The sequence below is a fragment of the uncultured Sphingomonas sp. genome (assembly GCF_964235535.1).
Lineage (GTDB): Bacteria > Pseudomonadota > Alphaproteobacteria > Sphingomonadales > Sphingomonadaceae > Sphingomonas.
Genome location: NZ_CAXSBH010000011.1, coordinates 37,966 through 63,350, shown reverse-complemented (window position 1 = coordinate 63,350; position 25,385 = coordinate 37,966). Strand labels below are relative to the sequence as shown.

Genomic DNA, 25,385 nt, shown 5'->3' with positions numbered 1-25,385 from the left:
GATCGTAGCGGTTCGATCCCGAACGCGTCAGCGATTTACGCGAACGCGGCCATCTCCGCCTCCAGGTTGACCCGCACCGCCTCGAAGAACTGCTCCGTGGTCATCCAGGGCTGATCGGGGCCGATCAGGATTGCCAGGTCCTTGGTCATCGCGCCCTGCTCGACCGTCTCGATGCACACGCGCTCCAGCGTCTCGGCAAAGCGGGTCACGTCGGGGGTGTCGTCGAACTTGCCGCGGTACTTCAGCCCGCCCGTCCAGGCGAAGATCGACGCGATCGGGTTGGTCGAGGTCGACTTACCCTGCTGATGCTGGCGGTAATGCCGCGTCACGGTACCGTGCGCTGCTTCCGCTTCGATCGTGCGGCCATCGGGCGTCATCAGCACCGACGTCATCAGCCCAAGCGAACCGAACCCCTGCGCCACCTGATCCGACTGCACGTCGCCGTCATAGTTCTTGCAGGCCCACACGAACTCGCCGCTCCATTTCAGCGCGGAGGCGACCATATCGTCGATCAGGCGATGCTCGTATACTATGTTAGCGGCCTTGAACTCGCTCGCGAACTCCGCTTCGAATACTTCGGCGAAGATGTCCTTGAAGCGCCCGTCATAGGCCTTCAGGATTGTATTCTTGGTCGACAGATAGACCGGCCACTTCCGCCCCAGCCCGTAATTCAGCGACGCCCGCGCGAAATCGCGGATCGAGTCGTCGAGATTGTACATCCCCATCGCGATGCCGGCGGAGGGGTATTGGAACACCTCCTCCTCGATCACCTGCCCGTCCTGACCCTCCCACTTCATGGTTAGCTTGCCGGGGCCGGGAACGCGGAAGTCGGTCGCCCGGTATTGGTCGCCGAACGCGTGCCGGCCGACGACGATCGGATGCGTCCAGCCCGGGATCAGCCGCGGCACGTTCTTGATCACGATCGGCTCGCGGAAGACGACCCCGCCCAGGATGTTGCGGATCGTGCCGTTGGGCGACTTCCACATCTTCTTTAGGTTGAACTCCTCGACGCGCTGCTCGTCGGGGGTGATCGTCGCGCATTTGATCGCGACGCCGTGCTTCTGCGTCGCCCGCGCGCTTTCGACGGTGACCTTGTCGTCGGTCGCGTCGCGGTTTTCGATCGACAGGTCGTAATATTCCAGATCGATATCGAGATACGGTTTGACCAGGCGCTCGCGGATCCACTCCCAGATGATCCGTGTCATCTCGTCGCCGTCCATTTCGACAACGGGCGTCTTCACCTTGATCTTGGCCATGTTCTCTTCCTTGGGGAGGGTCGCCCAGCCGTCTAGGCAGGAAGGCCCCGGGGATCAACCGAGGTCGCGCGCGCCGCTTGGGCTAGGTTGTGCGGCCCGCCCCGGGCCGATAGACACGCTGAAATGGCATCAACCGAAAAGCCGCCGGTGGTCACATCCACCGTCAAGTGGCGCTTCCCCGCCGTCCATCCCGAAGGCCGCAAGTTCGTCGCGATCTCCGCCGGGTTGACGCTGCTGCTGACTTGGGCGGTGTCGCACGTCCTGTTCTGGCCGCTCGTCGGCGTGACGATCTGGGTCGCCACCTTCTTCCGCGATCCGGTACGCACGACCCCGGTAGGGGAGGGGATGATCATCGCCCCCGCCGATGGGCTCGTCACCATGATCCAGCGCGTACCCGTCCCGCGCGAGATGGACGGGGGCAACGGCATCACCGATGCGACCCGCCTTCGCGTGTCGATGTTCATGAGCGTGTTCGACGTCCACATCAACCGCAGCCCGGTCGCGGGCACGATCCGCCAAGTGGTGTACCTGTCGGGCAAGTTCCTGAACGCCGACCTCGACAAGGCGTCCGACGAGAATGAGCGTCAGCATTTCGTGATCGAAGATCGGGACGGCGTCCGCATCGGGTTCACCCAGATCGCGGGGCTGGTCGCGCGGCGGATCATGGGCTTCGTCAAGCCGGGCGACATGGTCGCTGCCGGCCAGCGGGTCGGGCTGATCCGTTTCGGTAGCCGGCTGGACGTATATCTGCCCGACGACTACGCTCCCCAGGTCACGCTCGGCCAGCGCACCATCGCGGGCGAGACTCTGATCGGACGGCGCGGCGCGCGAGCGGTCGACGGCGTCTCGCAATGATCCCACCGCGACCGATCCGCCGGAGGCCCCGCGTTCCCCGCGGCCTGCCGCTCCGGGCGGTCGCCCCCAACGCCGTCACCGCGCTCGCGCTGTGCTCGGGCCTGTCGGGCGTACGCTTCGCAATCGGCGGACAGTGGGAGCTTGCGGTCGCGATGATCATACTCGCGGGCGCGCTCGACGGGATCGACGGCCGTATCGCGAGATTGCTGCACGGAGAAAGCCGGTTCGGCGCGGAACTCGACTCGCTTTCCGATGCAATCTCGTTCGGGGTCGCCCCCGCGCTCATCCTGTATTTATGGTCGCTTTCCGCGCTTCCCCGAATCGGCTGGATCTGCTCGCTGACCTTCGCCGTTTTCTGCGCGCTCCGCCTAGCGCGATTCAACGCCCGGATCGACGAAGCCGAACAAACGCACAAATCGGCCGGCTACCTGACGGGAATACCGGCCCCCGTGGCGGCCGGGCTGGCGCTGTTGCCGATGTATCTGTGGTTCTGCACCGACGAAGCCGTCTTCGCATCGCCTTATCTCGTCGCGCCATGGACCGCGCTGATCGCCGCATTGATGGTGTCGAGCGTGGCGACCTATTCGTGGAAGTCGCTTCGTTTACGCCGTAACATTCGCTTCGAGGCGCTGGTGTTGATAGTTATCATCTTCGCCGCCTTGGTTACGGCGCCTTGGCATACGCTGGCGACGATCAGCTTGGTCTACCTCGCGACAGTGCCGTTCAGCGTCGCAAGCTACGCAAGGGTCAGGCGACCTCGCGCAAGCGGGTCATCGTCTGAGGAACCGGAACCGACGCCCAGCGTCTGACGGCGATCCTGCGCTCCGCGCCCGCAAGCGTGGAGAGTGGGCTGAAGCTATGCTCGACATGCCCCGTCGCAAGGCGAACGATCCGGTGCCATTGCGGCCCGATTGATGCGGCTATGACGGTCACGGAAAGCGCGAACGCGCCGGTGAAAACAAGAAGCCCCAAAATCGGCGTCATCTGCGCCTCCCTGATGTCGCGAACTTACAATCAACTACAATAAAGTGTTGAAGTCGCGAGCGGTTCCACAAACCTGCAGCGATCGCTCTTTAATCCCGGTGTAAACACCAAGACTGTGATCTCGATCATTACCGGTCCTGCTCTGGTGCTGGTATGTTCCACTCCCGTTCCACCCGTCAAGCGATTCGTTCCGATTGCGTTTGCGGCGATCGTCCGCTATCCGCGCCGCACTGAACCCCACATGGAAAGCACCATAGCCCGGTGCGGACCGGCCCTTGGGTCGATCCGTCATCCGCTTTCCAGAGGCTTAACCGGAAGGAGTTATCCCTATGGCGGCACCCGTCGTCACGCTGCAGCAGCTTATCGAAACCGGCGCGCATTTCGGCCACCAGACCCACCGCTGGAATCCCAAGATGAAGCCTTTCATCTTTGGCGATCGCAACGGTGTCCACATCCTCGACCTCAGCCAGACTGTGCCGCTCCTTGCGCGCGCGCTCGAATTCGTATCGACCACCGTCGCGGGCGGCGGCAAGGTGCTGTTCGTCGGTACCAAGCGCCAGGCGCAGGAGCCGGTCGCGGATAGCGCACGTCGCTCCAATCAGCATTTCGTCAACCACCGTTGGCTCGGCGGCATGCTTACCAATTGGAAGACCATTTCCGGCTCGATCAAGCGCATGAAGGCGCTCGATGAGCAGCTGTCGGGCGACACAGTCGGCCTGACCAAGAAGGAGGTGCTCCAGCTCACCCGCGAGCGCGACAAGCTCGAGCTGTCGCTCGGCGGCATCCGCGACATGGGCGGCGTCCCCGACGTCATGTTCGTGATCGACGCGAACAAGGAGGAGCTCGCGATCAAGGAAGCCAACACGCTGGGCATCCCGGTCGTCGCGATCCTCGATTCGAACGTCTCGCCCGACGGCATCGCCTTTCCGGTCCCCGCCAACGACGACGCCAGCCGGGCGATCCGTTTGTACTGCGAGGCGATCGCCATCGCCGCCACCCGTGGCGGCGCGGAGAGCCAGCAGCGCCGCGGCGTCGATTTCGGCGCGATGGCCGAGCCGCCCGCCGAGGAGGCGCTGAACGCGCAGCCCGAGGTCGCGCCCGCGGTGGCAGGCGATGTCGAGGCGCCCGCCGAGCCGGCGATGGCGCAGGATCGCGAGCGTCCCGTCGACGCCTGAACTCCTGTCTCGAACACGTCACGCGGGCGGGGCAGGGCATACAAGCCTCGCCTCGCCCGCGACCACATTCAGAATAGAAGGACGACGAACATGGCCGATATCACGGCAGCGATGGTCAAGGACCTGCGCGAGAAGAGCGGCGCGGGCATGATGGACTGCAAGAAGGCACTGAGCGAGACCTCGGGCGATATGGACGGCGCGATGGACTGGCTGCGCACTAAGGGCCTCGCCGCCGCGCAGAAGAAGTCCAGCCGCACCGCGGCCGAGGGCCTGGTCGGCGTCGCCGTGTCCGGCACTGTCGGCGCGGCGGTCGAGGTCAACTCCGAGACCGACTTCGTCGCCAAGAACGAGCAGTTCCAGAACTTCGTGCGCGAGGTCACGCATATCGCGCTGGGCGGCGTGGCCGACGTGGACGCGATCAAGGCGGCGGCGATGCCGTCGGGCACCACGGTCGCCGACACGCTGACCAACAACATCGCCACCATCGGCGAGAACCAGTCGCTCCGCCGCGTGAAGCGGCTCGAGGTCGCTAAGGGCGCGGTCGTGCCATACGTCCACAACGCCGCGGCGCCCGGCATCGGCAAGATCGGCGTCCTCGTCGCGCTCGAGTCCGACGCGCCTGACGCCGCGCTCCAGGCGCTCGGCAAGCAGGTCGCGATGCACATCGCCGCCGCCTTCCCGCAGGCGTTGAACGAGGCCGATCTCGATCCCGAGCTGATCGAGCGCGAGCGCGCGATCGCGGCCGAAAAGGCGGCGGAGAGCGGCAAGCCCGCCGACATCGTCGCCAAGATGGTGGAAGGCTCGATTGCCAAGTTCCGCAAGGAGCACGCACTCGTCAGCCAATTGTTCGTCATGGACGGCAAGACGAAGATTTCCGACGTCGTCGCCAAGGCCGGCAAGGACGCCGGAGCCACGATCGTGCTTAAGGATTACGTCCGCTTCCAGCTGGGTGAGGGCATCGCGCGAGAGCAGTCCGACTTTGCCGCCGAAGTCGCCGCCGCCTCGGGCGTACCCCAGAACCGCGAGCCCGAACCAACCGCATAACCCCGCCTCTCCCTCTCCCCCCGGGAGAGGGAGGGAGCCGCGCAGCGGCGGAAGGGTGAGGGCAGTTCCGAACCGCTTTGAAACCGGCTTCCCCACATCCCGTCACCCCGGACTTGATCCGGGGTCCCGCTACCTTCCCACGTCGATACGTAGGAAGCGGGATACCGGATCAGGTCCGGCATGACGGGAAGGTGGTCAGCACCATCGCCCAACATGGTTGCCCCTTACGCACCCCCCGCCTAAGCTGAGTGCCACCCATTTTTTCCGATTACCCGAGTTCCCATGCCGCACCTGCGCTTCAAACGCATCCTTCTAAAATTGTCGGGCGAGGTCCTGATGGGGGAGGCCGGGCTCGCCATCGACCCCGCGACCACCGCGCGCGTCGCGAGCGAGATCGCCGACGTCCGTGCGCAAGGCTTCGAGCTGTGCGTCGTCGTTGGCGGGGGTAACATCTTCCGCGGCCTGTCCGCCGCCGCCAAGGGCATCGAGCGCGCGACCGCCGACTATATGGGCATGCTCGCGACCGTGATGAACGCGCTCGCCGTCCAGAACGCACTGGAGCAGATCGGCGTCGAAACGCGCGTCCAGTCCGCCATCCCGATGGCCAGCGTCTGCGAGCCCTTCATCCGCCGCCGCGCAGAGCGTCATCTGGAGAAGGGTCGCGTGGTCATCTTCGCGGCGGGCGTCGGCAGCCCGTTCTTCACCACCGACAGCGGCGCCGCACTTCGCGCCGCCGAGATGAAGTGCGACGCCCTGTTCAAGGGCACGAGCGTCGACGGCGTGTACGACGCCGACCCCAAGAAGGTCGCGACCGCCAAGCGCTATGAAACAGTCACTTACTCGCGCGTGCTGTCCGACGACCTAAAGGTCATGGACGCCAGCGCGATCGCGTTGTGCCGCGACAACGACATACCCATCGTCGTGTTCAACATCCGCGAGCACGGCAACTTCGCCGCCGTGCTGGCTGGGCACGGCGTCTCCACCATCGTACAAAAGGAACAGGCCGATGCCGGCGTTTGAAAAGGCCGATCTCGAGCGGCGCATGGCCGGAGCCGTCGAGGCGCTCAAGCAGGATCTGGTGGGCCTGCGCACCGGCCGCGCCTCGACCTCGCTCCTCGATCCGGTGAACGTCACCGTCTACGGCTCTATGATGCCGCTCAACCAGGTCGCGACCGTGTCGGTGCCCGAGCCGCGGATGCTGTCGGTGCAGGTCTGGGATAAGACCAATGTCGGCCCGGTCGACAAGGCGATACGCTCGGCGGGCCTGGGCCTGAACCCCATCGTCGACGGCCAGACGCTCCGCCTGCCGATCCCCGACCTGACCGAGGAGCGCCGCAAGGAACTTGCCAAGCTCGCCAACCAATATGCCGAGAAGGCTCGCATCGCCGCGCGCAACGTGCGGCGCGACGGCATGGACAGCCTCAAGACCGACGAGAAGAAGGGCGTGTTCGGCGAGGACGAGCGCAAGCGCTTCGAGGTCGAGGTGCAGAAGCTGACCGATGGCACCATCGCCGACATCGACTCCGCCGCCGCGTCCAAGGAGAAGGAGATCCTGGGCAAGTGATCCCGGTGGCCGCCAAGGCCGTCGATCACCTCGCTCATCCGGGAACGGGAGCGGGCGTCGTGCCGCGCCACGTCGCCATCATCATGGATGGCAACGGCCGCTGGGCCAAGAAGCGCTTCCTCCCCCGCCTCGCCGGCCACCGCGCGGGCGTCGAGGCGGTGCGCCGCGTGTCGCGCGCCGCCCGCGCGATGGGGATCGAGGCACTGACCCTCTACGCCTTCTCCTCGGAGAACTGGCGCCGCCCCGCCGAGGAGATCGGCGACCTGATGGGCCTGCTCCGCCGATTTATCCGCTCCGACCTGGACGAGCTGGCGAGCGAGAACGTCCGGTTGCGCATCATCGGCGACTATCGCCGCTTCGCGCCCGATCTGGTGGCGATGGTCGACGACGCCGTCGCGCGCACCGCCGCCAACACCGGCCCGCTACTCGCGATCGCGCTCAATTACGGCGCGCAAGGCGAACTCGCGGCCGTCGCCCGCCGCCTGGCCGAGCGCGCGCTCGCCGGCGAACTCGACCCCGCCGCCATCAGCCCGGACCTGATCGACCGCGAGCTCGACACGCACGACCTGCCGCCGCTCGACCTGCTGATCCGCACCTCGGGCGAGCAGCGGCTGTCCAACTTCCTGCTATGGCAGGCGGCCTACGCCGAGCTGCTGTTCGTCGACACGCTCTGGCCCGACTTCACCGAGGCTGCGCTGGCCGACGCGGTCGCCGCGTTCGGCCTGCGCCAGCGCCGTTTCGGCGGCCTGTGACCGCCCCCGACGAGAAGCTGCGCACGCCGTCGAACCTGCGCCTGCGCATGATCGCCAGCATCGCCATGATCGCCGTGGCGCTCGTCGGCCTTCTCCAGGGCGGGCTGCTGTTCTGGCTGCTCGCGGTCGTCGCGTCGCTGCTGATGCTCTCCGAATGGGCCGACCTCGTCGGCGCGAGCCCGCGAGAGAAGCGCATCGCGCAGTTCGCGCTCTCGGTCCCGCTCGCGCTCATGGCCCCGGCGTCGCTGATCCTGGAAAGCCGCTATTTCTTCACGCTCGGCCTGCTCGTCGGCGCGGCGTTCTTCACCGCGATCGTCACCCATCGCCCGCGCCTGGCCGGCGGCGTGGTCTATTGCGGCCTCCCGGTGCTCGCGCTCGTGATCCTGCGCCGCGAGGAGGCGGGGCTCACGCTCGCGCTCTGGACGCTGTCGCTCGTCTGGGCGACCGACATCGGCGGCTATTTCGCCGGTCGCTCGATCGGCGGCCCCAAGCTCGCACCCCGGATCAGCCCGTCCAAGACCTGGGCCGGCCTCATCGGTGGCGTCCTGCTCGCCACCGTGCTCGCGGCCGTCCTCCACACCCAGGCCGGCCTGCCGTTCCGCCTGGCCGCAGCTACGCCGCTACTTGCCGTGCTGGCGCAGCTTGGCGACCTCTATGAAAGCACGCTCAAACGCCGCGCCGGGGTCAAGGACAGCGGCCACCTCCTACCCGGGCACGGCGGCGTCCTCGATCGCCTCGACGGCTTGGTGCCGGTAGCGCCCGTCGCCGCGCTGCTCGCCTTCCTGCCCACCATCTTGCCGTGAGGACCGTCAGCATCCTCGGCGCGACCGGCTCCGTCGGCGCGTCGACGCTCGACCTGATCGAGTGCGAGCCCGAGCGCTTCCGTGTCCGCGCGCTCACCGCCAACTGCGACGTGGCCGGCCTTGCCGCCGCGGCGATCCGCACGCGTGCCGAGCTCGCCGTCGTCGCCGACGAGACTTGCCTCCCCGCACTCCGCGAGGCGCTCCGCGGCACGGACATCGGCGCGACCGGCGGGCCGAAGGCCGTCAGCGAGGCCGCCGCGCTCGGGGCGGACTGGACGATGGCCGCGATCGTCGGCTGCGCGGGGCTGGAACCGGTCATGGCCGCCGTCGCCGCGGGCGGTACGGTCGTCCTCGCCAACAAGGAACCGCTGGTGTCCGCGGGCGAGGTCATCCTCGCCGCCGCCCGCGCGAGCGGCGCGACTTTGCTCCCCGCCGACTCCGAGCACAACGCGATCTTCCAGTGCTTCGACTTCCAGCGTCCCGACCGCGTCCGCCGCATCGTCCTGACGGCGAGCGGCGGCCCGTTCCGCACCCGGAGCCTCGCCGACATGGCCCGCGTCACCCCCGAACAGGCGGTCGCGCATCCCACCTGGGCGATGGGCGCGAAGATCTCGGTCGACAGTGCAACCATAATGAACAAAGGCCTCGAACTCATTGAGGCCGCCCGGTTGTTCCCGGTCGCCCCCGAGCGGATCGAGATCGTCGTCCATCCGCAATCGATCGTCCACGGCATGGTCGATTACGTCGACGGCTCTATGCTCGCCCAGCTCGGGCCTTCCGACATGCGTACGCCGATCGCGCACTGTCTGGCCTGGCCCGACCGGATGCCCACGCCCATGGAGCCGCTCGATTTCGTCAAGCTCGGCCGCCTCGACTTCGAAGCACCCGACCCCGTCCGTTTTCCCGCACTCCGCCTGGCGCGCGAGGCCCTGGACGCGGGCGGCGCGCGTCCGGCGATCCTCAACGCCGCCAACGAGATAGCGGTCGCCGCGTTTCTTGACCGACGCGTTCAGTTCCTGGAAATCGCGGCGGTCGTAGCCGACACGCTTGAACGCTACGATCCGCCGTCGCCGACCACCCTCGAAGCGGTGCTCGCCGTCGACGGGGAGGCGAGGGCGATCGCGGCGGCGTTGTGCAAGGATCTGACGGCTTGATCGAAACTCCCGGCATCCTCCTGACGATACTGGCCTTCATGCTCGTTATCGGCCCGCTCGTCTTCGTTCACGAGATGGGCCATTATCTCGCCGGCCGCGTGTTCGGCATCCACTCGGAGGCGTTCGCGATCGGCTTCGGCCGCGAGGTCGCCGGGTTCACCGACAAGCGCGGCACCCGCTGGAAATTCGGCTGGCTGCCCTTGGGCGGTTACGTCAAGTTCGCGGGCGACATGAACCCCGCCAGCCAGGCCGACGCGGCCTGGCTTTCGCTCCCCGCCGAACAGCGCGCCCGCACCTTCCAGGCCAAGCCCGTCTGGCAGCGCGCGATCGTCGTTGCCGCCGGCCCCGCGGTCAACTTCCTGGTCGCCATCCTGATCCTGGGCGGCTTCGCGCTCGCCTATGGCGACCCGCGCACCCCGCCCGCGGTCGGCATCGTCGAGCCCGGCAGCGCGGCCGCCGTCGCGGGCCTGCGCACCGGCGACCGCGTCGTCCGGCTCGCGGGTCGCGAGGTCGACACGTTCGAGGATATGGTTGGCATCGTCAAGATCCGCGCGGGCGAGCGCGTCCGCGTCGAATATGTCCGGAGCGGCGCACCCCGATCGGCGGACGTGGTGATCGGCTCCCGCCGCGAGCGCGACCGCTTCGGCAACGAATACCGCTTCGGCCGCCTCGGCGTCGGCGCCACCGCGCCGGTGATCGAGCCTGTGTCGCTCCTCAAAGCACCCGTTATCGCCGTCCGCCGCACCGGCGACATCGTTACGCTGATGGTGGAGACGCTAGGCCAGGTGATCACCGGCCGCCGTTCGGTTGCCGAGCTTGGCGGCCCGCTCCAGATCGCCAAGGTCTCGGGCGAGCAGATGTCGCTGGGCGTGGGCGCGTTCGTGTTCCTCCTCGCGCTCGTCTCCATCAATCTCGGGTTCATCAACCTTCTGCCAGTTCCGATGCTCGACGGGGGGCACCTGTTCTTCTACGCGATCGAGGCAGTTCGCCGCCGCCCGATCGAGCCACGGGTGCAGGAATGGGCGTTCCGCGGCGGCCTCATGGCGCTGCTCGCGCTGATGCTGCTGGTGACGTTCAACGATCTGGGCGCGTTCGGCTTATGGCGGAACCTGGCCGGGCTGATCGGCTGACGCCGGTTGATCGGTTAACTAATGTGGGGCAGGGCGCGGAACGGGGGTTCCACAAGCAGGTGGTCGGGGTGGGTGAGTGACGTTGAACGGTACTAAAAGTAAACGCGCGGGCGCGATCCTTCTCGCGAGCACCATCCTGTCCGGCGCGCCTGTATTCGCGCAGACCGCGACGGCACCCGCCGCTCAGGGTCCGGCCGCACCGCCGCCCTCAGTGTCCCAGCCCCCCGTGGCCCAGCCTGGCGCTACGCCGCAGGCTTCCACCACCGGCCAGCGCCTTATCCGCACGCTCCGCGTCGAGGGATCGCAGCGCATCGAGCCCGAGACCGCGCTTTCCTACACCAAACTGCGCGCCGGCCAGCCCTACACCAACGAGACTGTCGACCAGGCGATCAGCGACCTGCTCGAGTCCGACCTATTCGCCGACGTGACGATCGCGGGCGTCGAGACCGGCGACCTGACCATCCGCGTCCGCGAAAACCCGATTATCAACCGCGTGATAGTCGAAGGCAACAAGCGCCTGAAATCCGACAAGATCACCAAGGAGATCAAGCTCGCGCCGCGCCAGGTCTTCTCCCGCACCGCCGTCCGCGCCGATGTCGCGCGCATCGTCGAGCTGTATCGCCGCCAGGGCCGCTTCGGCGCGACCGTCGAACCCAAGATGGTCGCGCTCGACCAGAACCGCGTCGACGTCGTGTTCGAGGTCGCGGAGGGTCCGAAGTCGAAGGTCCGCCAGATCAACGTCATCGGCAACGAGAAGTTCTCCGACGACGACCTGCGCGGCCAGATGGCGACCAAGCAGTCGCGCCTGTTCCGCTTCTTCTCGTCCAACACCAGTTACGACCAGGACCGCCTCGCCTACGACCAGCAGAAACTGCGCCAATTCTACCTGTCCGAGGGCTACGCCGACTTCCGCGTCACGTCCGCCGTCGCCGAGCTGACGCCCGACAAGCAGGACTTCATCATCACCTACGTCGTCGAGGAGGGGCCGCGCTACAAGTTCGGCGACGTCACGGTCGACAGCGACATCCGCGACTTCAACAACGAGGCGCTGGCCCGCTCGCTACCTATGAAGAAGGGCGACTTCTACAACGCCAAGCTCGTCGAGGACTCGATCGACCAGCTCAGCCAGTCCGCCGGCCTGTTCGGTTATGCCTTTACCGAGGTGAACCCGGAGTTCCAGCGCGACCGCGAAACGCTGACCATGACGATGACGTTCAACATCGCCCAGGCGCAGCGTACCTATGTCGAGCGGATCGAGGTCAACGGCAATACGCAAACGCAGGACAAGGTCATCCGCCGCGAGATCCGGCTGAACGAGGGTGACGCGTTCAACAGCTTCCAGGTAAAACGTTCGCAGGACCGCCTGAATTCGCTCGGCTACTTTCAGGACAAGCTGGAGATCAAGCAGACGCCGGGCTCCAGCCCCGACCGCGTCGTGCTGGAGACCACCGTCGAGGAGAAGTCGACCGGCGAGCTTCAGCTTTCGGCGGGTTTCTCCTCGCTTGAACGCTTCATCGTCCAGGCGAACATCACCCAGCGCAATTTTCGCGGCAAAGGTCAGGAGCTGCGTGCGGGCGTCAACTACTCGACCTACTCGCGATCGGTCGAGCTCGGCTTCACCGAACCCTATTTGTTCGACAAGAATATCGCGGTGGGCGTCGACGTGTTCCGCCGCGACTACAATTCGTTCAACTTCGTCAACAACGAACGGCAGACGCTCTACGATCAGGTATCGACCGGCTTCCAGATCCGTTCGGGCGTGCCGCTCACCGAATATTGGTCGCTCTCCGCGCGCTACGGTCTGTCTTACGAAGAGGTCGATCTCGACAGCTCGCTCCTGACCAACGGCACGTGCGACGCCTTCCGCGTCGGCCGCTATCTGTGCGATCAGCTCGGCAACCGTCTCAACTCGTCGGTCGGCTTCTCGCTCAGCTATGACAGTCTCAACAGCCGGCTGCGTCCGACTTCGGGTCAGAATCTGACGATCAGCGGCGACTTTGCCGGCCTTGGCGGCGACGTGAAGTATCTTCGCGGCACGGTGCGTGGCTCCAAATACTTCAATGTCGGCAGCGGCTTCATCTTCTCGCTGCTCGGCGAGGGCGGCTATATCCATTCGCTCGAGGACAGCCGTGGTCCCGGCATCGACAAGGTCCGTATCGTCGACCGCTTCTATCTGGGCGAGCCGCAGTTCCGCGGCTTCAACATCCGCGGCGTCGGCCCGCGCATCCAGCGCGTCTTCTTCGACACCGCCTCACCCGGCCAGGTGCTGTTGGAGAGCCGCGACCAGATTACCGACGACGCGCTCGGCGGCCGCGCCTATTATCTCGGTCGCGCCGAACTCGAGATTCCGCTCGGCTCGGGCGCGCGCGAACTCGGCCTTCGTCCGTCGATTTATGTCCAGGCGGGCAGCCTGTTCAAGGTGACGCGTCCGTTGCCGACGGCGGTGTTCCCGACGATTATTGATCCTACCACCGGCCAAAGCTATACCGGTGCGCTTGTCGTCGACCGTAACAACGCGGCGGGGCAGCCGCTGTTTCTCTACACGGTCCCCGGGTCCACCCAGCAAGCCGAAACGATCTGCGCGACAGGTATTCCCGACGCGACCGGAGCGTGCATCGGAGCGACACCTAATACGCGTTCGACCGACTCGCAAAACCCGTTCATCGAACGCTTCCTCGGCAACTCCGCCAAGCCGCGCCTCTCTGTCGGGTTCGGCGTTAATTGGAACTCGCCGTTCGGCCCCTTGCGCATCGACATCGCGCGGGCGCTGCTCAAGCAGCAGGGCGACGACGACAAACTCATCACCTTCAACGTAGGAACTCAGTTCTAATGACCAGCACCAAACATCTTCTGCTCGCGGTCGCCTTGGCGGTCCCGGGCGTCGTCGCCACGACCCAGGCCCAAGCTCAGGTGTCCGGCATCGCCGTCGCCGATCCGGAGGCAGCCGTCGCCGCCTCGCGCGCCTGGACCGCCGCGCGCGGCCAGATCCAGACCACCTACAAGACGCAGCTCGACGCCGCCGACGCACGCCGCCGCGCCGTCACCGCCGAGCTCCAGCCGCTCGTCACCGCCTATCAGACCGCCGCGCGTCAGCCCGGCGCCAGCGAGGCGAGCCTGCGCCCCCAGGCCCAGGCGCTCCAGACGCGCGAGGCCGCCGCCAACCAGGAGCTCGGTCGCCTGACCGAACCCGCCCAGCGCGCGCAGGCCTATGCCCTCGAACAGATCTCACGTCGTCTCAATGACGCGGTGCAAGCGGCTGTGCGCGCTCGCAACGTCACGCTGCTGCTCCGCCCCGCCGCCGCGCTCTTCTCGCAGCCGACCGCCGACATCACGCCCGCGATCACGACCGAGCTCGACCGGCTCGTCCCCACCGTCGGCATCACGCCGCCCCCGGGCTGGCAACCCGGCCAGCAGGGCGCCGCACCCGCCGCCGGCGGCGCTCGTCCGGCCGTACCCGCTCCCACGACCCCGGCCCGCCGCCCTCAAGGCCGGTGAGCGACGAAACCGCAGGGGTCGCCGGCTACCCGCTCGATATCGCGCGGGTGATGGCGGCGATCCCGCACCGCTACCCCATGCTGCTGGTCGACCGCGTCGTGGAACTCATCCCCGACCGGTCGATCGTCGCGGTCAAGGCGGTCTCGATGAGCGAGCCGTTCTTCCAGGGTCACTTCCCGGGTCGCCCGATCATGCCCGGCGTCCTCATCGTCGAGGCGCTCGCCCAGGCCGCGGGCGTCCTAGCGGTGGAGTCGCTCGGCCTCGCGGGCACGGGCAAGCTCGTCTATTTCATGGCGATCGAGGGCGCGAAGTTCCGCAAGCCCGTCGAGCCCGGCGTCCTCCTGCATCTCGAAGCCAAATTCATCCAAAAACGCGCCAAGGTGTGTAAGTTCGCCGGCCGCGCTAAGATCGACGGCCAAACCGTTGCGGAAGCCGGATTTACCGCCATGATCGCCGACGCGCCGACTACGGTCTGAGCGTTACCCGGCGTTACCTTCTTTTCCCGTTTTGACTTCGGGACACCCCTCCCATAAGGGCCCGTGCTCTTGCGGCTGGTCGGATCAGCCCTCACGGAAAGCGAATACCATGAAGAAAGATACCCACCCCGATTACCACACCATCAAGGTCCAGATGACCGATGGTACCGTGTTCGAGACCCGCTCCACCTGGGGCAAGGAGGGCGACACGATGACGCTCGACATCGACCCGCTCGCGCACCCCGCCTGGACCGGCGGCCGCGGCACGATGCTCGACGCCGGCGGCCAGGTCGCCCGCTTCAACAAGCGGTTCGGCGGGCTCACGCTCAAGCGATAAGGTCGGGCGGTCGGCGGAGCGGGTGGGATTCGAACCCACGGTGGGCGTGAACCCACGGCGGTTTTCAAGACCGCTGCCATAGACCACTCGGCCACCGCTCCGAAGCCGCCCCGCTCCTAGCGCGAGCGACGGCGGGTGCAAGCGCCGCGACGAAGCCGGGTTCACGAGGCCGACGGCCCATGCCATGCTGTCCGCGATGTGGGAACCCGACCAAGTGCGTAGATCATTGCGGCGCCTAGCCTGGGCCGGCCTTCCCCTCGCCTTGAGCGCGGGCCCGGTCCGCGCGCAGGACGAGGGCGGCTTCCAAACCTATCTGCGTCAGGTCGGCGAGCGTGCGGTCGCGCAGGGCGTCCGTCCGGAGACGGTCCGGTCCGCTCTCCCCGGCCTGACGCTCAACACCCGCGTCGTCGAGCTCGACCGCGCCCAGCCCGGCGCGAGCCCCGGCGGCCCGCCGTCGCGCTTCGCCCCCTACCGCGCCACCCATGTCGATGCCGCCCGCATCGGCCGCGGCCGCACCAACTACGCCGCGCAGCGCGGACGCCTCGACCGCATCGCCCGCGACACCGGCGTCCCCGGCCCCGTCATGATGGCGATCTGGGGTCACGAGACCAACTACGGCAGCTACACCGGCGATTTCGATCTCGTCCGCAGCCTCGCCAGCCTGGGCTATGAAGGCCGCCGCCGCGCGCTGTTCGAGGGCGAGCTGATCGCCGCGCTCAAGATGATCGATCGCGGGGTCCGCCGCGACCAGCTGCTCGGCAGCTGGGCGGGGGCCACCGGCAACCCCCAGTTCCTGCCGTCGGTCTATCTCCGCCTGGCCAAGGACGGCGACGGCGACGGCCGCGCCGACATCTGGGCCAGCCCCGCCGACACGCTCGCCTCCATCGCCAACTATTTCGTCGACGCCGGCTGGCGTCCCGGCCAGCCCTGGGGTCTCGCCGTGTCGGTCCCCGCGACCTTCAGCCGCGAGGGCACCCGCAACCGCCTCGTCTCGCCGCGCTGTCCCCGCGTGTTCGAGCGGCATAGCGGCTGGCGCTCGGTCGCCGAGTGGCGCGCCCTCGGATTGGCCACGCAAGGTGCGGCCTGGCCAGCGGACGACATCCAGGCCACGCTCGTCGAGCCGGACGGGCAGGGCGGGACCGCCTACCTCCTGACCGGCAACTACCGCGTCATCCTCGACTATAACTGCTCCAATCACTACGCGCTCTCGGTCGGGTTGCTCGCCGACGCGATCGGCCGCCAGTGACCCGATCCACCTCGTTCCCGGACCGCCGCCCATGAAGATCCTCGCCCTTGCTCCCCTGATCGCTCCGGTGACCCTCGGCGCGCTCGCCTACCCGACCGCCGCGGCCGCTCCTCAGTTCCAGACGCCCGCGCCCGTCGCCTATCTCGAGGACCTGTCCTCGGGCGCGGTCCTGTTCGAGCGCGACGCGGATCGCCGCATGCCGCCCGCCTCGATGGCCAAGATGATGACGGTCTATGTCGCCTTCGACCTGATCAGGAAGGGGGAGCTGAAGCTCGACCAGCGCTTCACCGTCCGGCCCGAAACCTGGCGTCGGTGGCACGGCCCCGCCGCCGGCTCCACCATGTTCCTGTCCGCGAACGAGAGCGTCAGCCTCGCGAACCTCCTATACGGCATCGTCGTCCTGTCGGGGAACGACGCCTGCGTCGTGCTGGCCGAGGGCATCTCCGGCTCCGAGCAGGCCTTCACCGAGCGGATGAACCGCGCCGCCAAACAGCTCGGGCTCGCGGGCAGCAATTTCGGCACCTCGAACGGCTGGCCGGACAATGGCGTCACCTACGTCACCGCGCGCGACCTGGCCAAGCTGGCGAACGCCACGATCCGCGACCATCCCAAGCTCTACAAACAGTTCTATTCCCGGCGCGACTTCACCTGGGGCCAGACGATGGGCGGCAACGCGATCACGCAGGGCAACCGCGACCCGCTGCTCGGCCGCGTCGCCGGCGCCGACGGGCTCAAGACCGGCCATACCGAGGAGGCGGGCTACGGCTTCACCGGCTCGGCCGACCAGAGCGGTCGCCGGTTGGTGATGGTGATGGCCGGGCTGACCAGCTCGGGCCAGCGCGCGGAGGAGTCGGTCCGCTTCATGGATTGGGGCTACCGGGCGTGGCAGGCCAAGCCGGTCGTCGCCAAGGGTCGCCGCGTCCAGACCGCCGACGTTCAACTCGGCGATGCGAGCGAGGTGGGCCTGGTCGCGCCCCGCAACCTGACCGTGACGCTCCCCGCCGGAGCCGCGCCGGAAATCGCGGCCAAGGTCGTCTATGCCGGCCCGGTCAAGGCGCCGATCAAGGCCGGACAGCACATTGCCGACCTGTTGGTGAGCTCGCCCGACATGCCTGCGCAGCGCCTGCCGCTCGTGGCGGAGAACGACGTGGGTGAGGCCGGTTTCTTCGGCCGCGCCTGGGTGGGCCTGACCTCCCTCCTCGGGTGAGGGGCCGCTTCATCACACTCGAGGGCGGGGAAGGGGCTGGTAAGTCGACACAGTCGCGCCTCCTCGCGGCTGCGTTGGAGGCGAGGGGCCTGCGCGTTGTCCTGACCCGCGAGCCCGGGGGCAGTGAGGGCGCGGAAATGGTGCGGACTCTGCTCATGCAGGGCGACCAGGACCGCTGGAGCGCGCGTGCCGAAACGCTGCTCTTCGCCGCCGCCCGCGCCGATCACGTCGCAAAGGTGATCGAACCCGAGCTGGCGGCGGGTGCGTGGGTGGTCTGCGACCGCTTCGTGGATTCTACCCGCGCTTATCAGGGCGCGAGCGGGATCGCCGACGCCGACATCCTCGCGCTCCACGATTTCGGCTCGCACGGCCTGCTTCCCGACCGCACGCTGCTTCTGGCGCTCCCGCCCGAGCAAGGGGTGAGGCGCGCGACCGAGCGGGACGGGACGGATGCCGATCGCTTCGTGAGTCGGGATGTCTCTTTTCACGAGCGTGTGGTCACCGCGTTCGATCGCCTCGCCGCGCGCGAACCCGCTAGGGTCCGCCGCATCGTCGCGACCGACGGGCCGGAACGGGTCGCGGCCGCCATCATGGCGGAACTGGCCGATCTGCTGCCATGACGGCGGTCGTGGGGCACGCGGCGGCGCAGGCGGCGTTCCTGGGCGCGCTGCGGAGCGGATCGCTTCATCACGCCTGGCTGCTCGCCGGCCCGGAGGGCGTCGGTAAGGCCCGCTTCGCGCGGATGGCGGCAGCGCGCATGCTGGCCGAGGCGGGCGGGGAACCGCCGCTCGCGGCCGGTCTCGACACCCCCGACGATCATCCCACGCGTCGCCTGATCGAGGCGGGCTCGCATCCCGATCTGCGCATACTGAGCCGCCTGACCAAGGTCTCCGACACCGGCCAAGATACGATCGCGCGGTCGATCACCATCGACCAGGTCCGCTCGCTCCAGCCCATGTTCGCGACCTCGCCTTCGCTCGGACCCAGGCGCGTGGTGATCATCGACGCTATCGACGATCTCGAGCGTGGCGGGGCCAACGCGTTGCTCAAGAACTTGGAGGAGCCACCCGCCGGTACGATCTTCCTGCTCGTCAGCCATGCACCGGGCCGCCTTCTGCCGACCATCCGATCGCGTTGTCGGCAGCTGTGCTTCGGCGACCTGAGCCGTGAGGAGATGCGGCAGGTGCTTACGGTCACGTTGCCGGAAGCGGATGAAGTCGATCTACGCGGCGCGATCGAAGCGGGCGAGGGGTCACCGGGACGTGCGCTCCAATTTGCCGGTCTCGAGATCGCGGCGCTCGACGAGGCGATCGGGCGTCTGATCCGGTCGGGCGACCCGGCCAACGCCGAGCGCGTCAAACTGGCCCAGTCCTTGTCCGCCAAGGCGGCCCAGCCGCGTTATGAAGCCTTCCTCGAACGCGCGCCTGCCGCGATCGCCGCCGAGGCACGGAGCCGGACCGGGGCCGACCTTAATCTCGCGCTCGACGCACATCGCGACGCGCGCGACTTGGCGGGGGCGGCGACGGGGCTGTCCCTTGATCCGCAGGTGACCGTGTTCGAGATGGCGGGCATCGTGGCGCGGTTGGCTTCACGGGCCTGACCCGATGCTCTAGGGACGCCGCCATGGGCGACCCCTTCTATATCACCACCGCGATCAGCTATCCGAACGGCCGCCCGCATATCGGACATGCCTACGAGGCCATAGCCGCGGACGCGGTCGCGCGGTTTCAGCGGCAGGCGGGCCGGGACGTACGCTTCCAGACGGGAACCGACGAGCACGGCCTGAAGATGGTGCAGGCCGCCCGCGCGGCCGACCGGGAGGTTGTCGATCTGGCCGACGAGATGTCCGGTTTATTCAGGGCTATGTGCGACGACCTGAACATCTCGTACGATCGCTTCATTCGCACGACGGAGCCAGCACATCACGCCGCGAGCCAGGCACTCTGGGAAGCGATGGAGGCCAAGGGCGACCTGTATCTCGATCGGTACGAGGGTTGGTACTCGGTCCGCGACGAGGCCTATTACGACGAAAAGGAGCTGGTCGCGGGTGGCGAGGGGACCAAGCTTTCTCCCCAAGGCACGCCGGTCGAGTGGACGGTCGAGGAGAGCTGGTTCTTTCGCCTGTCGGCCTACCAGCAGCTGTTGCTGGATCTGTATGCGGCCAATCCGGACTTCATTCGGCCGGACACGCGCCGCAACGAGGTGGCGCGCTTCGTCGAGGGCGGCCTGTCCGATCTGTCCGTCTCCCGCACCAGCTTCGATTGGGGCGTAAAGGTGCCGGGCTCGCCCGATCACGTCATGTATGTGTGGGTCGACGCGCTGACCAACTACATCTCCGGCCTGGGCTATCCCGAACGGGATGGCGATTGGCGTTACTGGCCCGCGGACCTGCATCTGATCGGCAAGGACATCGTGCGGTTCCACGCCGTCTATTGGCCCGCATTCCTCATGTCGGCGGGCCTGCCGCTGCCCAGGACGGTCTTCGGTCACGGCTTCGTGCTTCACCGGGGGGAGAAGATGTCGAAGTCGGTTGGCAACGTCGTCGATCCCGGCGACCTCACGCGCGCTTTCGGCGTCGATGCGCTCCGCTATTTTCTGTTGCGCGACGTCAGCTTCGGCCAGGACGGCAGCTACTCCGCCGAGGCGATCGTCGCGCGCGTCAACGCCGAGCTGGCGAACAGCTTCGGCAACTTGGCGCAGCGCACTTTGTCATTCATCGCTAAGAACTTGGACGGTGAACTTCCGCAGGTCGGCAGGGCGGACGCGGCTGATGGAGCGCTGATCGAGGAGGTCGTCGTCGCCTGCGCCGGCCTCCAGGCCGCGTTCGGCGACCTCATGCTCAGCCAAGGGATCGAGACCTGGATGCGCGGCGTGTTCGCCTGCAACGCTTATATCGACGCGCAGGCGCCCTGGGCGCTGCGCAAGACCGATCCCGACCGGATGCACGCCGTCCTGCGCACGCTGGTTCGCGCGATCCGCATGCTCGCGATCGCGATCTTGCCCGTCGTGCCGGAGGGGGCGGGGAGGGTGCTGGACCAGATCGGAGCCGTCGATCGCAATCACGCCGATGTCGATGATGACGGCTGGTACGAACGCCATGCCGCAAGTGGCTTCCGGATTACCGCGCCGTCGCCGGTCTTTCCGCGGCTCGAGCTGCCGGCGGAGGCGGCCTGATGCTCGCCGACAGCCATTGCCATCTGAACTATGAGGGCCTGGTCGACGATCAGCCGGCGGTCCTCGCCCGCGCCCGCGCGCGGGGCGTGACGGCGATGCTCAACATCGCGACCCGCGAGTCCGAGTGGGATGCGGTGATCGCCACCGCCGAGCGCGAGCCGGACGTCTGGGCCACCGTCGGCGTTCATCCGCACGAGGCGGACCGGCATCCGGACGTCGACGCCGCCAAACTGATCGACCGGGCGCGTCATCCGCGCGTCGTCGGCCTGGGCGAGACGGGGCTCGACTTCCATTACGACCGTTCCGACCGGGGGCGGCAGCGCACGAGCTTTCGCGCGCACATCGCCGCCGCGCGCGAAACCGGGCTGCCGATCGTCGTCCATACGCGTGACGCCGAGGACGACACGGCGGCGATCTTGCGGGACGAGATGGGGAAGGGATGGTTCGGCGGCGTGATCCATTGCTTTACCGGCACAAGTGCCTTCGCCGACATCGCCCTGGAACTCGGGCTGTCCATCTCCATCTCCGGCATCGTGACCTTCAAGAATGCCCGCGATCTGCAGGAGGTCGCCGCCCGCATCCCATCGGACCGCTTGTTGATCGAGACCGACGCGCCGTTCCTCGCGCCTGTGCCGCACCGAGGAAAGACGGGAGAGCCGGCGTTCGTCGCCGATACGGCCGCGTTCCTCGCCAAGCTCAGGGGTGAGGACGAAGAGGGCTTACGCGAACGAACCGCCGCCAACTTCCACGGACTATTTGCCAAGACAGCCGGGTGAGGGCGCGCGTTCTGGGATCGGGCACTTCGTCGGGAGTGCCGCGCATCGGCAACGATTGGGGCGCATGTGACCCGGCCGAGCCGCGCAACCGGCGTACACGCGCTTCGTTACTCGTCGAACATGAGGGCGTGCGCCTACTCGTCGATACGAGCCCAGACATGCGCGAGCAGCTTCTGGCGGCCGAGGTCGCCCACATCGATGCGGTAATCTGGACGCATGACCATGCCGACCACTGCCATGGGATCGACGACCTGCGGCAAGTCTATCACGCGCTCGGGCGACCCGTGACCTGCTACGCCAGGCGGCCGACGCTCGACTCGCTGCGAGCGAGGTTCGCCTATGTTTTTGACGGCAAGACCGGCTATCCGGCGACGGCGGAGGTCGATGTGCTGCCCGACCGGCTCACAGTCGCCGGCCTGAGCGTGACGGTCGCCGACCAGCCGCATGGATGGGCGATGTCGACCGGGTTGCGGTTTGAAGCGAGCGGGCTCGCGATCGGCTACGCTACCGACATCAGCGACATGACCGACGATCTTCGCGCGCTTTATACGGGCCTGGACGTCTGGATTGTCGATGCGCTGCGCAAGCAGCCGCACCCGAGCCACGCCAATCTATCGACGGTATTGGGCTGGGTGGAAGAATTGGGACCCAAGCGCACTATCTTGATCCATATGGATCACAGCATGGACTACGCGACGCTCGTCGGTGAGCTGCCACGAGGCGTCGAGCCCGGTTACGACGGCCTGGTGGTCACGGCATGACCGATCGCACGGTCGACATCGTCATCTACGGACTGCTGCTGCTGCTGCCCTTGTCGGCGCTTTTCGCGCGGCGATCCACTCTTCGCCAAACGCTGCGGTCGCTAGTCGCCTGGATCGCGATCTTCGGCATCGGGCTGGCCGCCGTTCAATACCGCGACCGTCTGCCCGACTTTGGCCAGCTGATCGACGATCAGGACGTGGTCGGCCAAGAGACGCGTATCCGCATGAGCCCGGACGGGCATTTCTGGGCGAAGGTTACGGTCAACGGTGTCGGCCGGCGCATGCTCGTCGACAGCGGTGCCACATTGACTGCGATCTCCGAAGAGACCGCTCGGGAGGCCGGTATCGAGACGGGTACGGGAGGCGTTCCGATCCTGCTGCGGACCGCGAACGGCACCGTCGCGGCTCGGCGCGGCACGGCGGACCAAGTGCAGGTAGGATCGGTACGGACGGAGAAGCTGCGCGTCGTCGTCTCGTCGGCGTTCGGCGATGTGGACGTGATCGGCATGAACTTCCTGTCGCGACTGGCCTCATGGCGGGTCGAGGGAAGCACGCTCATCCTGACGCCCAAAAGCACATCTTAGTTTTACATAATATAAATTATCGACTTGATGGATCATGCCGATGCTCGAACGCCTGACCGCCATCATGGCCCGCCTCCGCGACCCCGATCACGGCTGCGAATGGGACCGCGCCCAGACCTTCACGACGATCGCGCCCTACACGATCGAGGAAGCCTATGAGGTCGCCGACGCGATAGATCGCGGCACCTTCGCCAACATCCGTGACGAACTCGGCGACCTTTTGCTCCAGGTCGTGTTCCACTCCCGCATCGCCGAGGAAGCCGGCCTGTTCGCGATATCCGACGTCATCGACGCGATCTCCGACAAGATGGAGCGCCGGCATCCCCACATCTTCGACGACGCGCAGTCCTCGCCCGGTTGGGAAACAATCAAGGCCGGTGAACGCATCGACACGCACGCAGGCGCGCTCGCGGGCGTGACGATCGGGCTACCGGCGCTATCCCGCGCCGAGAAGCTTCAGCGACGGGCCGCGCGTGTCGGTTTCGATTGGCCCGACGCGAACGGGCCGCGCGCCAAGATCGACGAGGAGCTGGCCGAGATCGAAGCGGCACCTTCTGGTGAGATCGAGGAAGAGGTCGGCGATCTGTTATTCTCCGTCGTGAACTGGGCGCGACATCTCGGCGTCGACCCCGAAACCGCGCTTCGACGCGCGAACGCCAAGTTCGAACGCCGGTTCGCGGGCATGGAGGCAATTGCTGGCACCGAGTTCCCCTCTCTCTCCCTTGAGCAAAAGGAGGAACTCTGGTCGCAAGTCAAAACGAGCGCTGGTTGAACCGCTCGTAATCCGTCGGGGATAGTCGGACGTCGTAGGTCGTACGCCCCTCCTCCACCCGCTGCTCCAGCACCTCGCCATGCGCGTAAAGCCAGGCCGGCCCCGCCCCATCCGCATCCTCGACCATGATGCTGTAGCGGCGATGGCTGGCGGTGAGCTTGACCGCGACCTTATCCAGCAACCCATCGATCCCATCGCCGCGCAGCGCGGAAATCGCGACCACATCGTCGCGGCGTTCCGCCTGATCCAGCAGGTCGTCGCGGCCGTGAGCGGCTACCAGATCGAACTTGTTCCACGCCTCGAAACGCGGGGTGCTCTCCCCTACCCCCAGCTCGGTCAGCACCGCCTCGACATCCAAGCGCTGCGCCTCGCTGTCGGGATGGGCGATGTCGCGGACGTGGATGAGAAGGTCGGCCGACACCACCTCTTCCAGCGTCGCCTTGAACGCGGCAACGAGCTGAGTCGGCAGGTCGGAGACGAAGCCGACCGTATCCGACAGGATCGCCTTCTCGATCCCGGGCAGGCCGATCTGGCGCAACGTTGGATCGAGTGTCGCGAACAGCAGGTTCTCCGCCATGACGTCGGCGCCGGTCAGGCGGTTGAACAGCGTCGATTTGCCGGCGTTGGTGTAGCCGACTAGCGCAATCACCGGCCACGGCGCACGCTGCCTCCGCTCGCGGTGCAGCCCACGAGTGCGCGTGACCTGATCGAGCTCGCGGCGCAGGCGCGCCATCCGATCGCGGATTAAGCGCCGGTCCGCCTCGATCTGTGTCTCGCCGGGGCCACCGAGGAAGCCGAAGCCGCCGCGCTGACGCTCGAGGTGGGTCCAGCTGCGCACAAGACGGCCGCCCTGGTAGTCGAGATGCGCCAGCTCGACTTGCAGGCGACCTTCGGCCGTGGCCGCGCGTTCGCCGAAAATCTCGAGAATTAAGCCGGTACGGTCGATGACTTTCGCGTCCAGCGCAGTCTCCAGATTGCGCTGCTGGACCGGCGTCAACGCCGCGTCGAAAACGACGAGCTGCGCGTCCTCCATGCGGACGCGAATGGCAAGCTCCTCCGTTTGACCGGAGCCGATCAGAGTCGCCGGCTTGGGCGCGCGAACGCGAATATGGACGAGGTCGGCGACTACCACCCCGATCGCGGCGGCGAGACCCGCAGTTTCGGCCAATCGCGCCTCGGGATCGCGCTTCGACCCGCCGTGATCGGGCAACACGACGATCGCTCGCGCACCGCGAGCAAAATCGTCCCGGTCCCGCTCGAACCCCTGGCTCAAGCGGCCTCGTCCTGCCCGTCGGCGGCCTGACCCTGCAGATCGAGTGGATTAGCCGGCTGAATGGTAGAGACAGCATGCTTATAAACCAGCTGGATCAAACCCTCGCGCTGAAGCAGCATACAGAATAGGTCGAATGCAGCGATTCGGCCCTGCAGCATCACGCCATTGACGAGGAACATGGTCACGTTATCCTCCGATCGACGTACTGCGGAGAGGAACACTTCCTGAAGCGAAGGCTGCTTGCGCGCGGCCTCGGCCACACTGTCCGTTAGCGCGGCGAGGTCCATCGGTCCCGCCGGCATCACGGTCGAGATCGCATGCTTATAGATCAATTGCGATTGCCCATCTCGACGGAGCAGGACGGAGAAGTTGTCGAACCAGGTGACAATGCCCTGTAGCTTGACACCCTTGACCAGGAACATCGTTACCGGCGTCTTGGAACGACGAAGCGCGTTGAGGAACAGGTCTTGGAGCGAACTCTGCTTGTCGGCCATGATCTTTGCCCTTTTCAGCGCGAGGTCGACGCCTCGCCGGTGCGCCGTTTCCCGGCGTCGGATGGCCGGAAGC

26 protein-coding genes and 1 tRNA gene are annotated in these 25,385 nt (G+C 66.9%); 23 read left to right on the top strand and 4 right to left on the bottom strand.

The window, feature by feature from the left end:
* Window positions 1-35: 35 nt before the first annotated feature.
* On the bottom strand, window positions 36-1,256 hold the full coding sequence (locus ACFE7F_RS05710; RefSeq protein ID WP_375402879.1) for an NADP-dependent isocitrate dehydrogenase: 1,221 nt from the start codon (window positions 1,254-1,256) through the stop codon (window positions 36-38).
* A 123-nt stretch (window positions 1,257-1,379) separates the two neighbouring features.
* Here ACFE7F_RS05710 and ACFE7F_RS05705 point away from each other — a divergent pair, with 123 nt between their 5' ends.
* The 14 genes from ACFE7F_RS05705 to rpmE all read left to right on the top strand — a co-directional run bounded on the left by ACFE7F_RS05705 (window position 1,380) and on the right by rpmE (window position 15,025).
* Window positions 1,380-2,111: a phosphatidylserine decarboxylase gene (locus ACFE7F_RS05705; protein WP_375402878.1), complete on the top strand. Its 732-nt coding sequence runs from the start codon at window positions 1,380-1,382 to the stop codon at window positions 2,109-2,111.
* Window positions 2,108-2,920 (top strand): CDP-diacylglycerol--serine O-phosphatidyltransferase, encoded by an 813-nt coding sequence (gene pssA, locus ACFE7F_RS05700; protein ID WP_375402877.1) that lies wholly within the window; start codon window positions 2,108-2,110, stop codon window positions 2,918-2,920. The genes ACFE7F_RS05705 and pssA overlap by 4 nt, the downstream gene beginning before the upstream one ends.
* A 504-nt stretch (window positions 2,921-3,424) precedes the next feature.
* On the top strand, window positions 3,425-4,270 hold the full coding sequence (gene rpsB / locus ACFE7F_RS05695; protein WP_375402876.1) for a 30S ribosomal protein S2: 846 nt from the start codon (window positions 3,425-3,427) through the stop codon (window positions 4,268-4,270).
* A gap of 90 nt (window positions 4,271-4,360) precedes the next feature.
* Window positions 4,361-5,314 (top strand): translation elongation factor Ts, encoded by a 954-nt coding sequence (tsf, locus tag ACFE7F_RS05690; protein WP_375402875.1) that lies wholly within the window; start codon window positions 4,361-4,363, stop codon window positions 5,312-5,314.
* Window positions 5,315-5,596: 282 nt separating this feature from the next.
* Window positions 5,597-6,334, top strand: coding sequence for a UMP kinase (pyrH, locus tag ACFE7F_RS05685; protein ID WP_375402874.1), 738 nt, complete (start codon window positions 5,597-5,599; stop codon window positions 6,332-6,334).
* Window positions 6,321-6,878 carry a ribosome recycling factor gene (gene frr, locus ACFE7F_RS05680; RefSeq protein WP_375402873.1) on the top strand — a complete coding sequence of 186 codons (558 nt, stop codon included), beginning with the start codon at window positions 6,321-6,323 and terminating at the stop codon, window positions 6,876-6,878. Before pyrH ends, frr begins: the two co-directional genes overlap by 14 nt.
* The gene (locus ACFE7F_RS05675) at window positions 6,875-7,630 is read left to right on the top strand and encodes an isoprenyl transferase (protein WP_375402872.1); all 756 of its coding nucleotides are present in this window, start codon (window positions 6,875-6,877) and stop codon (window positions 7,628-7,630) included. Before frr ends, ACFE7F_RS05675 begins: the two co-directional genes overlap by 4 nt.
* A 47-nt stretch (window positions 7,631-7,677) precedes the next feature.
* The gene (locus ACFE7F_RS05670; RefSeq protein ID WP_375402890.1) at window positions 7,678-8,433 is read left to right on the top strand and encodes a phosphatidate cytidylyltransferase; all 756 of its coding nucleotides are present in this window, start codon (window positions 7,678-7,680) and stop codon (window positions 8,431-8,433) included.
* Window positions 8,430-9,587 (top strand): 1-deoxy-D-xylulose-5-phosphate reductoisomerase, encoded by a 1,158-nt coding sequence (dxr, locus tag ACFE7F_RS05665; RefSeq protein ID WP_375402871.1) that lies wholly within the window; start codon window positions 8,430-8,432, stop codon window positions 9,585-9,587. Before ACFE7F_RS05670 ends, dxr begins: the two co-directional genes overlap by 4 nt.
* Window positions 9,584-10,717, top strand: coding sequence for an RIP metalloprotease RseP (gene rseP, locus ACFE7F_RS05660; protein WP_375402870.1), 1,134 nt, complete (start codon window positions 9,584-9,586; stop codon window positions 10,715-10,717). The genes dxr and rseP overlap by 4 nt, the downstream gene beginning before the upstream one ends.
* Window positions 10,718-10,799: 82 nt before the next feature.
* Window positions 10,800-13,547 carry an outer membrane protein assembly factor BamA gene (gene bamA / locus ACFE7F_RS05655; RefSeq protein WP_375402869.1) on the top strand — a complete coding sequence of 916 codons (2,748 nt, stop codon included), beginning with the start codon at window positions 10,800-10,802 and terminating at the stop codon, window positions 13,545-13,547.
* A complete protein-coding gene (locus ACFE7F_RS05650; protein WP_375402868.1) occupies window positions 13,547-14,212 on the top strand; it encodes an OmpH family outer membrane protein in 666 nt (221 codons plus the stop codon). Before bamA ends, ACFE7F_RS05650 begins: the two co-directional genes overlap by 1 nt.
* Window positions 14,209-14,688 (top strand): 3-hydroxyacyl-ACP dehydratase FabZ, encoded by a 480-nt coding sequence (gene fabZ, locus ACFE7F_RS05645; RefSeq protein ID WP_375402867.1) that lies wholly within the window; start codon window positions 14,209-14,211, stop codon window positions 14,686-14,688. The genes ACFE7F_RS05650 and fabZ overlap by 4 nt, the downstream gene beginning before the upstream one ends.
* Window positions 14,689-14,797: 109 nt before the next feature.
* Window positions 14,798-15,025, top strand: coding sequence for a 50S ribosomal protein L31 (gene rpmE, locus ACFE7F_RS05640; RefSeq protein ID WP_375402866.1), 228 nt, complete (start codon window positions 14,798-14,800; stop codon window positions 15,023-15,025).
* A gap of 14 nt (window positions 15,026-15,039) precedes the next feature.
* Here rpmE and ACFE7F_RS05635 read toward each other — a convergent pair.
* Window positions 15,040-15,126 (bottom strand) — tRNA-Ser (locus ACFE7F_RS05635).
* Window positions 15,127-15,221: 95 nt separating this feature from the next.
* On the opposite strand from ACFE7F_RS05635, the gene ACFE7F_RS05630 reads away from it, so the two are divergent.
* The 9 genes from ACFE7F_RS05630 to mazG are packed head-to-tail and all read left to right on the top strand — an operon-like array spanning window position 15,222 to window position 23,545.
* Window positions 15,222-16,271, top strand: coding sequence for a lytic transglycosylase domain-containing protein (locus ACFE7F_RS05630; RefSeq protein ID WP_375402865.1), 1,050 nt, complete (start codon window positions 15,222-15,224; stop codon window positions 16,269-16,271).
* A 31-nt stretch (window positions 16,272-16,302) separates the two neighbouring features.
* The gene (locus ACFE7F_RS05625; RefSeq protein ID WP_375402864.1) at window positions 16,303-17,478 is read left to right on the top strand and encodes a D-alanyl-D-alanine carboxypeptidase family protein; all 1,176 of its coding nucleotides are present in this window, start codon (window positions 16,303-16,305) and stop codon (window positions 17,476-17,478) included.
* Window positions 17,475-18,098 carry a dTMP kinase gene (gene tmk / locus ACFE7F_RS05620; RefSeq protein ID WP_375402863.1) on the top strand — a complete coding sequence of 208 codons (624 nt, stop codon included), beginning with the start codon at window positions 17,475-17,477 and terminating at the stop codon, window positions 18,096-18,098. Before ACFE7F_RS05625 ends, tmk begins: the two co-directional genes overlap by 4 nt.
* Entirely contained in the window at window positions 18,095-19,078 is a 984-nt protein-coding gene (locus ACFE7F_RS05615) for an AAA family ATPase (protein ID WP_375402862.1), read from the top strand. The genes tmk and ACFE7F_RS05615 overlap by 4 nt, the downstream gene beginning before the upstream one ends.
* A 23-nt stretch (window positions 19,079-19,101) precedes the next feature.
* The gene (gene metG, locus ACFE7F_RS05610) at window positions 19,102-20,652 is read left to right on the top strand and encodes a methionine--tRNA ligase (RefSeq protein ID WP_375402861.1); all 1,551 of its coding nucleotides are present in this window, start codon (window positions 19,102-19,104) and stop codon (window positions 20,650-20,652) included.
* A complete protein-coding gene (locus ACFE7F_RS05605) occupies window positions 20,652-21,428 on the top strand; it encodes a TatD family hydrolase (RefSeq protein ID WP_375402860.1) in 777 nt (258 codons plus the stop codon). The genes metG and ACFE7F_RS05605 overlap by 1 nt, the downstream gene beginning before the upstream one ends.
* Window positions 21,425-22,189, top strand: coding sequence for an MBL fold metallo-hydrolase (locus tag ACFE7F_RS05600; RefSeq protein WP_375402859.1), 765 nt, complete (start codon window positions 21,425-21,427; stop codon window positions 22,187-22,189). Before ACFE7F_RS05605 ends, ACFE7F_RS05600 begins: the two co-directional genes overlap by 4 nt.
* Window positions 22,186-22,773 carry a TIGR02281 family clan AA aspartic protease gene (locus tag ACFE7F_RS05595; RefSeq protein WP_375402858.1) on the top strand — a complete coding sequence of 196 codons (588 nt, stop codon included), beginning with the start codon at window positions 22,186-22,188 and terminating at the stop codon, window positions 22,771-22,773. The genes ACFE7F_RS05600 and ACFE7F_RS05595 overlap by 4 nt, the downstream gene beginning before the upstream one ends.
* A 40-nt stretch (window positions 22,774-22,813) precedes the next feature.
* A complete protein-coding gene (mazG, locus tag ACFE7F_RS05590) occupies window positions 22,814-23,545 on the top strand; it encodes a nucleoside triphosphate pyrophosphohydrolase (RefSeq protein ID WP_375402889.1) in 732 nt (243 codons plus the stop codon).
* Here the strand turns inward: mazG and hflX are convergent.
* A complete protein-coding gene (hflX, locus tag ACFE7F_RS05585) occupies window positions 23,526-24,818 on the bottom strand; it encodes a GTPase HflX (RefSeq protein ID WP_375402857.1) in 1,293 nt (430 codons plus the stop codon). The two genes, mazG and hflX, sit on opposite strands and share 20 nt — an antisense overlap.
* A complete protein-coding gene (gene hfq / locus ACFE7F_RS05580; protein WP_375402856.1) occupies window positions 24,815-25,312 on the bottom strand; it encodes an RNA chaperone Hfq in 498 nt (165 codons plus the stop codon). The genes hflX and hfq overlap by 4 nt, the downstream gene beginning before the upstream one ends.
* Between the last annotated feature and the right edge of the window lie 73 nt (window positions 25,313-25,385).

What these genes read in the sequence shown, in the direction of transcription:
- pyrH (WP_375402874.1), top strand. Translation starts at nt 5,597, where the DNA reads ATGCCGCACCTGCGCTTCAAACGCATCCTTCTAAAATTGTCGGGCGAG.
- ACFE7F_RS05625 (WP_375402864.1), top strand. Translation starts at nt 16,303, where the DNA reads ATGAAGATCCTCGCCCTTGCTCCCCTGATCGCTCCGGTGACCCTCGGC.
- ACFE7F_RS05595 (WP_375402858.1), top strand. Translation starts at nt 22,186, where the DNA reads ATGACCGATCGCACGGTCGACATCGTCATCTACGGACTGCTGCTGCTG.
- tsf (WP_375402875.1), top strand. Translation starts at nt 4,361, where the DNA reads ATGGCCGATATCACGGCAGCGATGGTCAAGGACCTGCGCGAGAAGAGC.
- ACFE7F_RS05710 (WP_375402879.1), bottom strand. Translation starts at nt 1,256, where the DNA reads ATGGCCAAGATCAAGGTGAAGACGCCCGTTGTCGAAATGGACGGCGAC.
- ACFE7F_RS05630 (WP_375402865.1), top strand. Translation starts at nt 15,222, where the DNA reads ATGTGGGAACCCGACCAAGTGCGTAGATCATTGCGGCGCCTAGCCTGG.
- ACFE7F_RS05615 (WP_375402862.1), top strand. Translation starts at nt 18,095, where the DNA reads ATGACGGCGGTCGTGGGGCACGCGGCGGCGCAGGCGGCGTTCCTGGGC.
- frr (WP_375402873.1), top strand. Translation starts at nt 6,321, where the DNA reads ATGCCGGCGTTTGAAAAGGCCGATCTCGAGCGGCGCATGGCCGGAGCC.
- rpsB (WP_375402876.1), top strand. Translation starts at nt 3,425, where the DNA reads ATGGCGGCACCCGTCGTCACGCTGCAGCAGCTTATCGAAACCGGCGCG.
- ACFE7F_RS05650 (WP_375402868.1), top strand. Translation starts at nt 13,547, where the DNA reads ATGACCAGCACCAAACATCTTCTGCTCGCGGTCGCCTTGGCGGTCCCG.
- metG (WP_375402861.1), top strand. Translation starts at nt 19,102, where the DNA reads ATGGGCGACCCCTTCTATATCACCACCGCGATCAGCTATCCGAACGGC.
- ACFE7F_RS05705 (WP_375402878.1), top strand. Translation starts at nt 1,380, where the DNA reads ATGGCATCAACCGAAAAGCCGCCGGTGGTCACATCCACCGTCAAGTGG.
- ACFE7F_RS05670 (WP_375402890.1), top strand. Translation starts at nt 7,678, where the DNA reads ATGATCGCCAGCATCGCCATGATCGCCGTGGCGCTCGTCGGCCTTCTC.
- mazG (WP_375402889.1), top strand. Translation starts at nt 22,814, where the DNA reads ATGCTCGAACGCCTGACCGCCATCATGGCCCGCCTCCGCGACCCCGAT.
- ACFE7F_RS05605 (WP_375402860.1), top strand. Translation starts at nt 20,652, where the DNA reads ATGCTCGCCGACAGCCATTGCCATCTGAACTATGAGGGCCTGGTCGAC.
- rpmE (WP_375402866.1), top strand. Translation starts at nt 14,798, where the DNA reads ATGAAGAAAGATACCCACCCCGATTACCACACCATCAAGGTCCAGATG.
- pssA (WP_375402877.1), top strand. Translation starts at nt 2,108, where the DNA reads ATGATCCCACCGCGACCGATCCGCCGGAGGCCCCGCGTTCCCCGCGGC.
- hfq (WP_375402856.1), bottom strand. Translation starts at nt 25,312, where the DNA reads ATGGCCGACAAGCAGAGTTCGCTCCAAGACCTGTTCCTCAACGCGCTT.